The sequence below is a fragment of the Paraburkholderia piptadeniae genome, from assembly GCF_900007165.1.
Lineage (GTDB): Bacteria > Pseudomonadota > Gammaproteobacteria > Burkholderiales > Burkholderiaceae > Paraburkholderia > Paraburkholderia piptadeniae.
On the sequence record NZ_CYGY02000034.1, the window covers coordinates 123,784 to 139,271 of the forward strand.

The window sequence follows — 15,488 nt, forward strand, 5'->3', positions numbered from 1 at the left end:
CGAGCGGCATCCGCGCTTACTGGTTGCCCGTCGACAGGCTGCCGTTGCTGCCGTACGCGCCCATGCCCTTGTTCTTGTCGGCCTGGCTCTTGCCGTCCGTGGCGGCCGCTCGGGCGTCGTTGATATCGGTGGTGCTGTCCGTACCGGACATTTCGTGCGTGAGGCCGGCCGTCTGCTCGCGGATCGTCTTGCCGAACGACGCATAAACGGCAATCGCCGATACCGCGATCAGCGCCACGATGATGATGTATTCCGTCATGCCCTGACCGGCCTGTTTGCGAATGCGGCGCATAAGAGAGATTTTCATGAACACCAATCCAGATTGATTAAAGGAAATACCCGATCGGCTTTAAAAGCCATTACCACGCAATTCAATCCGTTTAACCGGGCAGCGATGAATTATAAAAACGGCGAGCTGCATCTGGATTGCGATATTTCCGCATCGCCATGGCCCGATTTCCCAATCGGCAGGCTGATCCATCTTGCGTCGAATCCATACCACACAATGGTTTTGACGCGATACACGGTCGCTTTTGCCACGCAAGAGCGCGCCCATGAAAAGCATTTCCTTTTCCCTTTCAAAGGCCGGGCAAAATCCTACGCACGCCGCCCTTTCAACTGATATTTAGAAATATCGCTCGCGAATAGATTTTCCCGGCGAATCAGAACCGGCTATTGCGCCTTTAAACCGGCATTGCGGTCCTGTTCGAATCAATTGTCCATTCAAGGGAAGACGCGAGGCATGAACAAAACCTATAAGTCAGTCTGGAACGAGGCCGCGGGCACCTACGTCGCCGCGGCGGAAAACACTCGCGCGCACGGCAAGAAGTCGAGCCGCTGCGCACTCAACATCGCATCGGCGGCCATCGCGTCGGCGTTCACGTTCGGCGCGTCTGGCGCGGCCTGGGCCGCCGACCCCGGGCTCACGCCCAAGCCGACTTCGAGCGCCGCCAATCTCGCGACACCCGCGCCGACCAGCGACTGGTTCTGCTTTCTGTTCTGGTGCGGCGGCGGCGGAAGCACGACCAACATCACGTACAACGGCGTCAATGCGCAGGATGCCTACGCGTACACCTACGACCGCAACAACCTGAAGTACTTTCACGTCGATTCGCAACTCGCCGATGCGTCCGCGAGCGGAGGCGGCGGCGACGCCATCGCGATCGGCGGCGCTGCGAAGGCGAACGGCGTGAGCAAGGACGGCTCGACGTATGGCTGGCCTGGCTCGACGGCAGGCAACGGTCCGATTGCAATCGGTGGCGAAGCCGTGGCCCAGGGCGCGGCGAACGTCGCGCTCGGCATCGATGCGAAAGCCGACGGTCTGTATCACGCCGTCGCGCTAGGCGGCAACGCGCAAGCCGCCGACATCTACACCGTCGCCGTCGGCGGCCACGCGCTCGCGTCCGCGCAGGCTTCGACGGCGCTCGGCTCGCATGCGTCCGCGCTCGCGAACGGCTCGGTCGCGCTCGGCGAAAGCTCGCTCGCGACGCGCGGCAATACGGTGTCGGTGGGCCGGCAAGGCGCCGAACGGCAGATCGTCAACGTCGCGGCGGGGTCGGCGGGCACGGACGCCGTCAACGTGAACCAGCTGAATGCCGCGATCGCGAGCATCGGCGACGGAGGCGGCGGCGATGGTGGCAATGGCGGCGGCGGAAACGGTGGCAGCAATCTTCCGCCAGACCTGCGGTTCTTCCATGCCCACTCGGCGCTCGCCGACGCATCGGCGGCCGGCGCGGAGACGGTCGCGATCGGCGGCAATGCAACGGCGCTCGCATCGGGCTCCGTCGCGCTCGGCTCGAACTCGATCGCCGATCGCGCGAATACGGTATCGGTGGGCAACGACCTCACCAACCGCCAGATCACGCATCTCGCGGCCGGCACGGCCAACACCGACGCCGTCAACGTCGCGCAGTTGAACACCACGGTGCAGAACGCGCTCGCAGGAGGCGGCCTGCCGGATCTCGTCGCGTATGACTCGTCGGCGCATACGGCGTTGACGCTCGGCGGCGTGGGCGCATCACACCCCGTGCAGCTGATGAACGTGGCCGCCGCTGCGATCACGCAAAACAGCACGGATGCCGTCAACGGCTCGCAGATGTTCCAGCTTGCGCAATCGACGCAGCAAGGGTTTCAGGACATCGGCAGCGGCATGAGCGCGCTCGCGCAGAGCACGGCGGCAGCGCTCGGCGGCAACGCCAGCGCGAACACGACGGACGGCTCGATCGCGCCGCCGAACTACACGATCGCTGGACAGACCTATCACAACGTCGGAGAAGCCATCGGTGCGCTCGCGGCACATGGCGGCGGCAGTTCGGCCGACAGCGTGAACTACGACACGTCGTCGCACGACATCGTGACGCTCGGCGGCACGCTCACGCATGCGCCCGTCGCGCTGACGAACCTCGCGAGCGGCGCGATCAACGCGAACAGCAGCGACGCCGTCAACGGCAAGCAGATGTACGCGACGGCGAACAGCGTGGCCAAGGCAATCGGCGCCGGCTCGACGGTCAAGACGGACGGCACGCTCGGCGCGCCGACCTACGTCGTCTCGGGCGTCACGTACAACGACATGGGCAGCGCGATCAACGCAATCGGCTCGGTCGGACAGGACGTGCAGGTCACGGCGAAGTACGTGAAGGTCTCGTCGACGGCGACGCAAGCGCTCTCGAACGGCGTCGAGACGACGGCCATCGGCGGCGCGGCGTATGCATCGGGCGACCGCTCGGTGGCAATCGGCACGGGGGCGCGCGCGCAATACGACGACTCGGTGGCGATCGGCTCGAACTCTCAGGTGTATGAGTCCGACACCGTGTCGGTGGGCCGCAAGGGCGGCGAAAAGCGCGTGACCAATCTCGCGGACGGCATCAATGCGACGGACGCGGTCAACGTGCGTCAGTTGAACAATCTGCAGCAGCAGCTCACGAAAGCGTCGACCACCGTGCGCTCGATGGCGCTCACCGACACATCGGCGCTCGACTTCATCAAGGTCAGTCCGAACGTGATGACGGGCGCGCCGACCCAGGTATCGAGCGATCTGAACGCGATGGCGATCGGACCGTCGGCGAACGCGTCGGGCGCGAATGCCGTTTCTGTCGGCGCGGGTTCGGGCGCCGCGCGCGCGGGGTCGACGGCCGTCGGCTCGCGCGCCGCCGCGCTGTCGATCAATTCGACTGTGATCGGCCAGAGCGCATCGACGGGTTTCAACGCGGACAACGGCGTGTCGATCGGCTACATGTCCGACGCGGAAGGCGTCAACGCGATGGGCTTCGGCTCGTTCTCGATCGCGGGCGGCGCGGGCTCCGTGGCGCTCGGCTACAACGCGCTCGTGACCAACGCCGCGAGCAATTCGGTCGCGCTCGGCACGAATGCAACGGCAAGCGCATCCGGTTCGATCGCGCTCGGCGCGGGCTCGCTCGCGGACCGCTCGAACACGATCTCCGTCGGCAACGGCGCGACGCAGCGCAAGGTGGTCAACGTCGCGGCGGGCACGGCGAATACGGATGCCGTCAACGTGTCGCAGCTGAAGGGCGTGGCGAACGCGTTGGGCGGCGGCGCGAGCGTCGCGGCGAATGGCTCCGTCGCGATGCCGTCGTATGTGATCGGCGGCACGACGTATGGCGATGTCGGCTCGGCCATCGCCGCCGCCGCGGGCCCGGCCTCCGATGCCGTCAGATACGACACCGCCGCGCACAACAAGGTGACGCTCGGCGGAACGGGTGCAGCGGCGGCCGTGAAGCTGACGAACGTCGCGGCGGGCACCGCGAACACCGACGCGGTGAACTTGAAGCAACTGAAGGATCTCGGCGCGAACATCGACGGCAGCGGCAATGTGACGAGCGGCTTCATCGCTTACGACGACGCCACGAACGGCAGCGTCTCACTCAAGGGCACGGGCGGCACGAAGATCAGGAACGTCGCGGCAGGCAGCCTGAGCGCGTCAAGCATGGAAGCCGTCAACGGTTCGCAGCTGTATCAGACGAACCAGAACGTGTCGAACGTCGCCGCGAACGTCAGCAACGTGACGAACGTCGTCAACAACATCGTCACGGGCGGCGGCATCACGTACTTCCACGCGAACTCGTCGCTTGCCGATTCGCAGGCGGGCGGCGCGAACTCGGTGGCGATCGGCGGCAATGCGCAGGCCTCGACTGCGGGCTCGGTTGCGATCGGCAGCAACGCGCGCACCACAGCCACCGATGCCGTTGCGCTCGGCTCGGGCTCGCTCGCGGACCGTGCGAATACGGTGTCAGTCGGCGCGGGTGGCGCGGAACGGCAGATCGTCAATGTCGCTGCGGGCACGCAGAACACCGATGCCGTGAACCTGAAGCAACTGAAGGATCTCGGCGCATCGTTCGATACGGGCGGCGGTGTGACGAGCGCCTTCGTCGCGTATGACAGCGCCGCGAAGAACAAGGTCACGCTCGGCGGCGTGGGCGCGGCCTCGCCGGTGAAGCTGTCGAATGTCGCGGCAGGGAGCGCGAACAACGATGCCGTGAACCTCAAGCAGCTGAAAGACCTCGGTGCATCGTTCGACGCGAACGGCAACGTGACGAGCGCCTTCGTCGCCTACGACGATGCGCAAAAAGGCACCGTCACGCTCAAGGGCGCCAGCGGCACGAAGATCACCAACGTCGCTGCGGGCGCGCTGAACGCCAACAGCACCGACGCCGTCAACGGCTCGCAGCTCTACCAGACGAACCAGAACGTCGCGAGCATCGGCGCGTCGGTGACGAACGTGTCGACCACGGTCAACAACATCATGCAGGGCGGCGGCATCAAGTACTTCCACGCGAACTCGGCACTCGACGACGCGCTCGCGAGCGGCGACGAGTCGATCGCAATCGGCGGCAATGCGCAGGCATCGAGCGCACATGCAATAGCGATCGGCGCAAACGCGCAAGCGAGCGCGGCGAACGCGATCGCGCTCGGCAGCCGATCGGTGGCGGACCGCATGAATACCGTGTCGGTCGGCGCGAACGGCCTGGAGCGGCAGATCGTCAACGTCGCGGCGGGCGCGCAGAACACCGATGCCGTCAATGTGTCGCAACTGAAGGACGCTACCAGCGCGTTTGGCGGCGGCGCGGGCGTCGCTGCTGACGGTTCGGTCATAAAGCCATCGTATGTGATTGGCGGAACGACGTACAACGATGTCGGTGCGGCCATCGATGCGGCGTCGCATAACGGCGGCGGCAATACCGCCGATGTCGTCAGGTACGACAGCAGCGCGCATAACAAGGTGACGCTCGGCGGAACGGGTGCGGCGGCGCCTGTGAAGCTGTCGAACGTTGCGGCCGGCCAGGTCGACAGCGATGCCGTCAACCTCAGGCAGTTGAAGGACCTCGGCGCATCGTTCGACCCCAGCGGCAACGTATCGAGCGCCTTCGTCGCGTATGACGACGCGCAGAAGGGCACCGTCACGCTCAAGGGCGCCAGCGGCACGAAGATCACCAACGTCGCTGCGGGCGCGCTGAACGCCAACAGCACCGACGCCGTCAACGGCTCCCAGTTGTATCAGACGAACCAGGATGTCGCGAACCTGTCGGGCACCGTCGGCAACATGAGCGACACGCTCAACAATATGAACGACGGCAACGGGCTGAAGTATTTCCACGCTAACTCGGCGCTTGCCGATTCGCAGGCGGGCGGCGTGAATTCGGTGGCGATCGGCGGCAATGCGCAGGCCTCGACTGCGGGCTCGGTCGCGCTCGGCAGCAACGCGCGCACGACGGGCGACAATTCGGTGGCGCTCGGCTCGGGCTCGCTCGCGGACCGTGCGAATACGGTGTCGGTCGGCGCGGGCGGCGCGGAACGGCAGATCGTAAACGTCGCAGCGGGCACGCAGAACACCGATGCCGTGAACCTGAAGCAGTTGAAGGATCTCGGCGCATCGTTCGATACGGGCGGCGGTGTGACGAGCGCCTTCGTCGCGTATGACAGCGCTGCGAAGAACAAGGTCACGCTCGGTGGCGTAGGCGCGGCCTCGCCGGTGAAACTGTCGAACGTTGCGGCGGGCAGCGCGAACAACGATGCCGTCAACCTCAAGCAGCTGAAAGACCTCGGCGCATCGTTCGATACGAACGGCAACGTGACGAGCGCCTTCGTCGCCTATGACGATGCGCAAAAAGGCACCGTCACGCTCAAGGGCGCAAGCGGCACGAAGATCACGAACCTCGCTGCCGGCGCGCTGAACGCCAACAGCACCGACGCCGTCAACGGTTCACAGCTTTATCAGACGAACCAGAATGTGTCGAAGGTCTCGGGCGATCTCGCGAACCTGTCGGGCACCGTCGGCAACATCGGCGACACGCTCAACAACATGAACGACGGCAACGGGCTGAAGTACTTCCATGCGAACTCGGCGCTTGCCGATTCGCAGGCGGGCGGCGCGAACTCGGTGGCGATCGGCGGCAATGCGCAGGCCACGACGGCGGGCTCGGTCGCGCTCGGCAGCAACACGCGCACGACGGGCGACAATTCGGTGGCGCTCGGCTCGGGCTCGCTCGCGGACCGTGCGAACACGGTGTCGGTCGGCGCGGGCGGCGCGGAACGGCAGATCGTCAACGTCGCAGCGGGCACGCAGAACACCGATGCCGTGAATCTCAAGCAGTTGAAGGATCTCGGCGCATCGTTCGATACGGGCGGCGGTGTGACGAGCGCCTTCGTCGCCTATGACAGCGCCGCGAAGAACAAGGTCACGTTAGGCGGCGTGGGCGCGGCCTCGCCTGTGAAACTGTCGAACGTTGCGGCGGGCAGCGCGAACAACGATGCCGTGAACCTCAAGCAGCTGAAAGACCTCGGCGCATCGTTCGACGCGAACGGCAACGTGACGAGCGCCTTCGTCGCCTACGACGATGCGCAGAAAGCCACCGTCACGCTCAAGGGCGCCAGCGGCACGAAGATCACCAACGTCGCTGCGGGCGCGCTGAACGCCAACAGCACCGACGCCGTCAACGGCTCGCAGCTCTACCAGACGAACCAGAACGTCGCGAGCATCGGCGCGTCGGTGACGAACGTGTCGACCACGGTCAACAACATCATGCAGGGCGGCGGCATCAAGTACTTCCACGCGAACTCGGCACTCGACGACGCGCTCGCAAGCGGCGACGAGTCGATCGCGATCGGCGGCAATGCGCAGGCATCGAGCGCACATGCGATCGCGATCGGCGACAACGCGCAGGCCAGCGCGGCCAATTCGGTGGCGCTCGGCGCGAACGCATCGACGGCCGCGAACCTCGCCGCGCCCGCGTATCAGCCGGGAACGACGGCATTGGCAGGCACGACGCCCGTCGGCGAAGTGTCCGTCGGATCGTCGGGCAACGAGCGCCGCGTGACCAACGTTGCCGCGGGCGCTGCTGCGACGGACGCCGTCAACGTGAGCCAGCTCAAGTCGGCTGTCGATGCATCGTCTTCGGGCGTGCTCGCGTCCGCCGTGCTGTACGACGACCCGGCGGCCCGCAACAGCGTGACACTGGGCGGCGCATCGGCCGCTTCGCCCGTCGCGCTGAAGAACGTCGCGCCGGGTGCGATCGCATCGGGCAGCCGCGACGCGATCAACGGCTCGCAGCTTTTCAACGTCGCGAGCACGACGGCGGCGGCTCTGGGCGGCGGCGCAGCCGTCGGCAGCGACGGCAAGATCGGCGCGCCGACGTATGTGATCGGCAGCCAGTCGTATAGCGATGTGGGCCATGCTCTTTCGGCGATCAACACGTCCGTCACTGACTTGGACACGAAGAGCCAATACTTCGTCGTCGTCCCGCCCCTGGGCAGCGACCCTGCGCTTCCGGTCGCAGCCGGCACGGTCGCCGTGGCGCTCGGAGCGGGTGCGGCCAGCAACGGCAATTACGCGATGTCGATCGGACCCGGCGCACGCGCGCTCGGCGACGGCGCCGTCTCACTCGGCCACAATGCGCTGGCACGCTTCGCCGGCTCGACGGCAATCGGTGAAGGTTCGGTCACTTACGAAGAGAACGTCATTTCGGTGGGCAACAACATCAACCAGCGGCGCATCACGAACGTCGCGGACGGCGTCGCTCCGACCGACGTCGCCACGCTTCACCAGCTCACCCAACTGCACGACGAGCTGACGCAAGTCCACATCGCCGCTCCTCACTCGTCGTTGCTCGGCGCGACGAATCCGCTCGATTACATCGCGATCAGCCCAAATGTCGCAGCGGGCAGCCCCACGCAGACCTCCACGGATGTCAACGCAATGGCGATCGGTCCGGGCGCCAGCGCGATGGGAGCCAGCACCGTGGCAGCGGGCGCAATGTCGACGGCGGGCGGCGCCAGTTCGACGGCCGTCGGCTCGGGAGCGGCGGCGGGACGCGAGAAAGCAACGGCCGTTGGCCAGGGCTCGGCCGCGCTCGGCACGGCTTCGACTGTGATCGGCACGGGCGCCTCGACCGGCTTCAACGCGACCAACGGGGTGTCGCTCGGCTACATGTCCGACGCCGAAGGCGCTGGCGCAATGGGCTTCGGGGCGATGTCGGTTGCGAATGGCGATGGTTCGATCGCATTCGGCGCGAACTCGCTGACGCAGAGAGCCGCGACCAACTCCGTCGCGCTCGGCGCGGACTCGGTTGCGAGCCGCGCGAATACTATCTCCGTCGGCAGCGACTCGTTGCAGCGGCAGATCGTCAACGTCGCGGCGGGCACGTCGGGCACGGACGCCGTCAACGTGTCGCAGCTGAAGGGCGTGACGTCGGCCCTCGGCGGCGGCGCGGGCGTGGACGCCAGCGGCTCGGTGACAAAGCCCGCCTACACGATCGGCGGACAGACGTACAACGACGTCGGCGCGGCGCTCGCGGCGGCCGCGGCATCGGGCGGCGGCGCAGCGGCCAATGCAGTCGCGTACGACACGGCCGCGCATGACCGCGTGACACTCGGCGGCACGTCCGCGACCACGCCCGTCACGCTCGCCAACGTCGCGCCCGGCATGCTGACGGCGGGCAGCACGCAAGCCGTGAACGGCGCGCAGCTCTACAACACCGCGAGCACCGTCGCCAGTGCGCTGGGCAGCGGTGCAACGGTCGGCGCGGACGGCAAGCTGAAGGCGCCCGCGTACACGATCGGCGGCTCGACCTATAACAGCGTCGGCACGGCGCTCTCCGCAGTCGATTCCGCGCTCGGCACGGGCGGCAATCCGAATGGCGTCGTGTACGACTCGCCCGCGCGCAACAAGGTCACGCTCGGCGGCACGGGCGCCACGACGCCCGTCACGCTCGCCAATGTCGCCGATGCGAAAGCCGATAGCGACGCCGTGAACCTGAAGCAGCTGAAGGCGGCTGGCATCGCCGTCGATCCGTCGACGGGCGTCGTGACCAACGCGCTCGTCGCGTACGACAGCGCGTCGAGAGCGAGCGTCACGTTCAACGCGGGTGGCGCGCCCACGCGGCTGAAGAACGTCGGGGATGGCGTCGATGCGCTCGATGCCGTGAACCTGCGGCAGATGGAGAGCTATGTGTCGACGCAGATCACGAACGTCGCGCTGCCTCCTTCGCCGACGCCTTCTCCCGTTGCCGCGCCCGTGGCCAGGGATCTGCCCGTGGGCACGGCGACGGGCGGCGACGCGATCGCGATCGGCAACGGGTCGAACGCGTCGGGCAACGGCGCGATCGCCATCGGCGCGCGCACGGCCACGGCAGGCGACCAGTCGGTCGCGCTCGGCGTGGCGGCGACGGCGCCCGCGACGAATGCGGTGGCGCTCGGCGCGAATGCGGTGGCCGATCGCGACAACAGCGTGTCGGTGGGCGCGGCGGGCGCCGAGCGGCAGATCACCAACGTCGCGGCCGGAACAGCGGCGACGGATGCCGTCAACGTCGGCCAGATGAACGGCGCGATCAACGGCGTCTACAAGAGCCTGCATGACATGGACCGCGACAACCGCCGTGGCATCGCGGCCGCGTCGGCGCTGAACATCGTCACGCCGTATCTGCCCGGCCGCACGACGCTCAATGCGGGCGTGGCCGGCTATCGCGGCACGGCGGCGCTCGGCGTCGGCGTGTCGCGCTGGAACGAGAAGGGCACGGTGAACTACAACCTCGGCGTATCGAGCGCGGGCGGCAACAGCACGATTGTCCGCGCGGGCGTCGGCATCGTGTTCGGCAACTGATCCGCTGATCTGACCGGGCTGCGCGGCGCTCGCCGTGCAGCCCCTTCCTGATGGAAACACACATGAAGCATTCATTGATGACGGGGGCGTGCGTCGCGTTGTCGGCGCTCGCCGCCGGCTGCGCGTCGACGGCCTCGCGCGACGCGCTGCAGGTGCAGAACACGACTGTCCTTCAGCGCGGAGTCGGCGCGACGCAGGACGACGCGGCAGGCGCGGCGACGCCAGCATGGCTCGACACGTATCGCACCGCCGACAACGCGGGCGCGCTCGATTCGATCCAGAAGCGCCTCGACGCACTCGGAGCGCACAAGGACAACTATTTCGGCTACAAGGCGCAATGCTGGCTCGACGCGGCGCGCGACGAACGCTCGCGCGGCGACCACTGGGGTTTTGTCGAGGAAGCGCTGCGCGAAGCGAGCCGTCTCGCGTCGGGACTCGAGACGGGCGGCGGCCTCGACGCCAGCAATCCCGAGCTGCGCACGTCGGCCGTGCTGCTTCCCGACGTGTGGAAACAGATTTTGACGGCCAAAAGCTCGCCAACGTTTCCCGAATGTCAGCAGGCGCAGCGCCTGACCGCGTGCGCCGAAGTGGAGATGATCCACGCGGGCCATTTCGCGTGGACGAGAAACTTCACGGCCAGCGGGCAGCGCGTGGACAAGGTCACGAAGGATCTGCCGCAGATCGACGCCGCGCTCGCGTCGTGCACGCCGCCACCCGAGGCGCAGTCCGCCCCGCCCGCGGCGAAGATCACGCTGCAAGGCGACGCGACCTTCGAATTCGATCGCGCCGATCTCGGGGGCCTGTTGCCCGAAGGAAAGACGAAGCTCGACCGGGTAATAGGCGATGTGAAGCGGGCAGGCGACGTGACGGCGATTCGCGTCGACGGCTATACGGACCGGCTCGGCAACGCCGCCCGCAACAGGCGCTTGTCGGCGATGCGCGCGGAAACGGTGAAGCGCTATCTCGCGGCTGGCGGCATCGGCGTGCCGATCAGCGCGCAAGGCTTGGCGAGCGCGAATCCGCTCGTTCAATGCGACGAACGCAACCGGCAGGCGTTGATTCGGTGTCTTGCGCCCAATCGCCGTGTCGAACTGGGCTTCACGCGTGGCAATGCGACGCCTGAAAAGCCGGTGACATCGGCCACACCCGTCGAACGCGTCGAGCCGCCGCGATAGGCGCAATGCGGCCAGCACGGGCCGCGCCCGTCATGCGCGACGCGCACGCGCGGTTCGCTTACGACGAACCGCGCGTGTGCAGCGCTTCATCGAATACACGCTCGATCTCGTCGAGCAGCAGTTTGGCATGCTTCATATCGCCCGACTGCGCGGCCGCTTCCAGAGATACGCAAAGCGCGACCGCCTGTTTGTCGTCCGCGAGCCGCGCCGATCCGTTCAAGCGGTGCGCGACATAGCTGATGCGTGACGCATCGCTCCGACGTAGCGCATCGGCGGCATCGCGCACATCGGCGCGCACGCTGGCTCTCAGGATCGCGAACAGATCGGCGGGGCCCTCGTCGAAGATGTCGGACCAACGGCGCGTCATCGCATGGACTTGGAGCAAAGGCGACGTGCGCTACGCCGTGAGTCCATTTGCCTTGGCGTATTCGACGAGATCGACGACGGTGTGCAATTCGAGTTTTTGCATCAGACGCGCCTTATATGTGCTCACCGTCTTAGGACTGAGATTGAGCGACTCCGCGATTTCGACGTTGCTCTGACCGCGTACCAGACGATGCAATACAGAGGTTTCTCGCCGCGACAGTGCGACGCCCATCGACTCGGCCACCTCCGATGCAAAGCAGGTATAGCCCATCATCACCAGCCGCATGCTGGCGAGCAGTTCTTCAGGATCGCGCAGCTTGCTCACGAACCCATGCGCGCCGACCTTGCGGACGTGCGCCGCATTGAGACGCTCGTCGACGGACGAAAAGACGAGGATGCGCATATCAGGGCGGGCTTCGCGCAAGCGGACGATCAGGTCGAAACCTTCGCCGTCGGGCAAGCGCAGATCGACGACGGCGAGCGCGGGTGCCACTGCTGCGGCGACAGCCAGCGCTTCGGCCATCGTGCCGGCTTCCGCAACTGCGTCGAAGTCGCCGGCTTCATCGAGCACATGCCGTAGTGCGCGCCGCATCGCCGGATGATCGTCGACAATCAGCGTCCGAATACGCTTCTGCTTCTGACGGAATTCGATTGGATTCAAGGTAAGAATGTCGGATCTGTCCTACTGGAGATACTGAGTCTTCTCTACGCTTAATCAGTAATCCCTAGTTTATCGCTTTGCTAGAATCGTACATTATTTCCCTGCAGTGATTCCGTCGAAGACAGCATGTTTTCGGTTCGCGATGGCAAAAAATGGACCAGAAATGAAAAGAATCGTCATCGTAGACGACCATCCGATGATTCGTGGCGCAATTGCAAGCGTGTTCCGTTCAGATCCGGAAATGCAGATCGTCGGAGAGTCCGGCGATGGCGAAGAAGGGTTGAGAATGGTCCTATCGATGAACCCGGATCTCGTCGTACTCGATCTCGATCTGCCGAGTCTCGACGGGTTGTCCATGATTCGCCGGATTCGCGCCCAGGACGACAAGATGCGGATCCTGGTGCTGTCCGCCAAGCCGGATCACGTGATGGCCGGTCACACGCAACAGGCGGGCGCGAACGGCTACATCAGCAAAGGCCGCGAAATGGCGGAAATGCTGACGGCCGCGCGCACCGTGCTGCTCGGCTTCGACTGTTTCCCGGCGCACGCGCAGCATGCGAGCCGGAACAGCGGCCTCGAAGTGCTGTCGCCGCGCGAGATGGAAGTGCTGCAGTATCTTGCGCGCGGCGTGAGCAACAAGGAGATCGCGAGCCGGCTGTTTCTCAGCGACAAGACGGTGAGCACATACAAGACGCGTCTGTGCGAAAAGCTGGGGCTGTCGTCGCTGGCTGCGCTGATCGAGTTCGCGTCGCTGCACAAGCTGATTGACTGACGCGGTTGCGAGCATGACACTCCGCCGCGCGACAGACGCTCTCTCGTTCTCCGTGCGCACGGTCGGCAGTTCGTCGCTCGCGTGCGCGCTGGCGCTGTTTGGATCGCTCGCGGCGTACTGCGGGCCGCTCGCGGGCGCGTCGGCGGCTGCAGTGCTACTGCTGGCGCGTGCGCTGCACGTCATCGCCAGGAAAGGCGAGGTGCACCGCACGCTCTCGCTGGCCAACGAAAAGCTCAGCGCTTCGCTGCGCGTCGCGCGGCAAGACAACGAAGCGCTCGAGGCCGAAATCGCCCGCGCAGCCGACGAAGCCGGGCAGGCAGCCCGCGCTGCGGCGCTCGCCGAACACGCCCGGACATTGGCGCGCATGCGGCGCGCGATCGTGCCGCCCATACGGGTGTTGTACGACGCCTCGACTCTCTCCGACATAGCCGGCGAACCGTTCGCCGCGCGCCGGGCGATCAACGCATCGCATATCTATCGTTGCGCGGCGCGGACGCTCGCACAGGTCGCTCACGATGCGCTCGACTTGCTCCCGCCGTACGAGCGCAATATCGTCCTCGATGAAGACACCGTCGATCTGCGCGAACTGTTCGACGCGGCCGCGCTGCTCCTCGCGCCCGTCGCGGCTGCCAGGCGGATACGGATGCAAATGTGCATCGACCGCTCCGTCGCGGCGTGCGTGCTGGCCGACGGGACGCGTCTTGGGCAGATCCTGTTCGGCCTGCTCGCCTACGCGATCGAAGAAGCCGACGCAGGCACGCTCACGGTCGCCGCGCGCGCCGAATCGCTGAATGCGGGTGCGCAACGCATCGTGATCGGCATCAACGGCCCGGCGGGCGCCTTGCCGGCAATGTCCACGGCGCGCGACGCGCGCAACGGCCGATCCGGCGCACATCCGGCGGTGGCCGAATCGGCGGACTTCCGCGAGCATCCCGATCTCGCGCTATGCCGCGAGATCGCGCGAAGAATGGGCGGCGACATCACCGTTTTGCAGGGCCGCAGCGTCGGCGTGTGTGTCGCGATCCATGCGCCGTTCACGATCGAGCGCCACGACTGGCCCGTGCTGGAGCACGAGCGCCGCTGGGCCACCGTCGACCTCGAGACTTACGAAGACCGGCAGGCGCTGTGCGAGCTGCTGAAGAAGCTGGGCGTCACGGCGCTGCCTTCCGACGCGAAGCCTCCCGTGCGCATCGACTATCACTTTGCCGGCGCGTCGCGGCCGCCGTCGCCTCATGGCGCGAAGCGCACGATCGTGATGACGCGCGATGTGCTGCCGGGCGGCATCCGGGAGACAGACGGCGGCGTCGAACTGTCGCTCAGCCCGTTGTCGTGGACGGCGCTCAGGCGAGTCTGCGACACGCGCGACGAAACACCGCCCGCCCGCGCCGTACCGTTGCGCGCGCAAGTCCGCCCTTCTTCCGGACGGGCAACCATCCTCGTCACCGACGACAACGAAGTGAACCGCAAAGTGCTCGCGCGTCAACTCGACGTGCTCGGCTATCGCTGCATCGCGGCCTGTTCGGGTGAGGAGGCACTCGATGTGCTAAGCCGCGAGCGCATCGATCTGTTGATCACCGATCTGCAGATGCCCGGCATGGACGGCGTCGAGCTCGCGCGCCACGTCCGCGCGATGTTCAGCATTTGCCGCGAGCCGCTGCCAATCATCTTGTTGTCCGCGAATCCCGACATGAAAGCGACAAACGGCAGCGACCGGGCGATGTTCGCCGCGATTCTTGTCAAGACGGCCAGCCTGAGCACGATCGACGCCTGCCTCAAGCGCCTGCTTCCAGGGAGCGCGCAAGATCGCGCGGCACCGCCGGCGCGGCGCCTCGAAGCGTATGACTTCACCGCGCTCGATTCGCTCGCCGAACAGGGCGTCGATGTCGACAGCTTGCTGCGCGACTGGCGCAAGTCGATGGACGACGATCTGGCCCGACTCGAACGATGCCGCGCGTCGGGCGAAGCGCAAGGCATCCGTAGCGCGTTGCACAAGCTCGCCGGGGCGGTCGGCATTGTCGGCAGCCGAAGCATGATGAACGCGTTGCAGCGGGCGAGCGCCGCGAAGCAGCCTGTCGATGGCGGATTGCTCGATGGGCTCGTCGCTCAAATGAGAGCGCTGATGATCGAACTCGACTGTTCCCTCGCGCGCTGGACATTCAGGCCATGAGCAGCGGCCACTGGGGGCAGCACAACGCTCGCGACAAAACGACAAAGACGACAGATGACAAAAGGCCCGCAGAATGCGGGCCTGAAATTCCGCGAATCACGGTGGAGACGATCAGAGAACCGTGTGCGGTTAGCGCAACTGGTTCGTGCAACCTCGGGGAAAGCTGCTCAGCCGCGCTAATCCGAAGTTCCAGTAGCAGAGGGACGAGTTTGTCCTTGTCCCATAGGCAGTTGGGG

General features: G+C 66.1%; 8 protein-coding genes. 5 read left to right on the forward strand and 3 right to left on the reverse strand.

Translation table 11 applies throughout. From position 1 onward, the window contains the following. Positions 1 to 16: 16 nt before the first annotated feature. Positions 17 to 307 (reverse strand): Flp family type IVb pilin, encoded by a 291-nt coding sequence (locus BN2476_RS18895; protein ID WP_087735686.1) that lies wholly within the window; start codon positions 305 to 307, stop codon positions 17 to 19. Between the two features lie 15 nt (positions 308 to 322). Between BN2476_RS18895 and BN2476_RS18900 the strand changes: the two genes are divergently transcribed. The 3 genes from BN2476_RS18900 to BN2476_RS18910 all read left to right on the forward strand — a co-directional run bounded on the left by BN2476_RS18900 (position 323) and on the right by BN2476_RS18910 (position 11,286). Then, the gene (locus BN2476_RS18900) at positions 323 to 622 is read left to right on the forward strand and encodes a hypothetical protein (protein WP_143810989.1); all 300 of its coding nucleotides are present in this window, start codon (positions 323 to 325) and stop codon (positions 620 to 622) included. Positions 623 to 742: 120 nt separating this feature from the next. Then, positions 743 to 10,111: an ESPR-type extended signal peptide-containing protein gene (locus tag BN2476_RS49350; protein ID WP_087735688.1), complete on the forward strand. Its 9,369-nt coding sequence runs from the start codon at positions 743 to 745 to the stop codon at positions 10,109 to 10,111. A 62-nt stretch (positions 10,112 to 10,173) separates the two neighbouring features. Continuing rightward, on the forward strand, positions 10,174 to 11,286 hold the full coding sequence (locus BN2476_RS18910; RefSeq protein ID WP_087735705.1) for an OmpA family protein: 1,113 nt from the start codon (positions 10,174 to 10,176) through the stop codon (positions 11,284 to 11,286). Positions 11,287 to 11,344: 58 nt separating this feature from the next. Here BN2476_RS18910 and BN2476_RS18915 read toward each other — a convergent pair whose 3' ends face one another. Together BN2476_RS18915 and BN2476_RS18920 are read right to left on the reverse strand one after the other, a co-directional pair. After that, entirely contained in the window at positions 11,345 to 11,653 is a 309-nt protein-coding gene (locus BN2476_RS18915) for an Hpt domain-containing protein (protein WP_087735689.1), read from the reverse strand. A gap of 30 nt (positions 11,654 to 11,683) precedes the next feature. After that, on the reverse strand, positions 11,684 to 12,313 hold the full coding sequence (locus BN2476_RS18920; protein ID WP_235850880.1) for a response regulator transcription factor: 630 nt from the start codon (positions 12,311 to 12,313) through the stop codon (positions 11,684 to 11,686). Positions 12,314 to 12,476: 163 nt separating this feature from the next. Between BN2476_RS18920 and BN2476_RS18925 the strand changes: the two genes are divergently transcribed. Together BN2476_RS18925 and BN2476_RS18930 are read left to right on the forward strand one after the other, a co-directional pair. Then, positions 12,477 to 13,085, forward strand: coding sequence for a response regulator transcription factor (locus BN2476_RS18925; protein WP_087735690.1), 609 nt, complete (start codon positions 12,477 to 12,479; stop codon positions 13,083 to 13,085). A 13-nt stretch (positions 13,086 to 13,098) separates the two neighbouring features. After that, positions 13,099 to 15,252, forward strand: coding sequence for a response regulator (locus BN2476_RS18930; RefSeq protein ID WP_087735707.1), 2,154 nt, complete (start codon positions 13,099 to 13,101; stop codon positions 15,250 to 15,252). Positions 15,253 to 15,488: the final 236 nt, after the last annotated feature.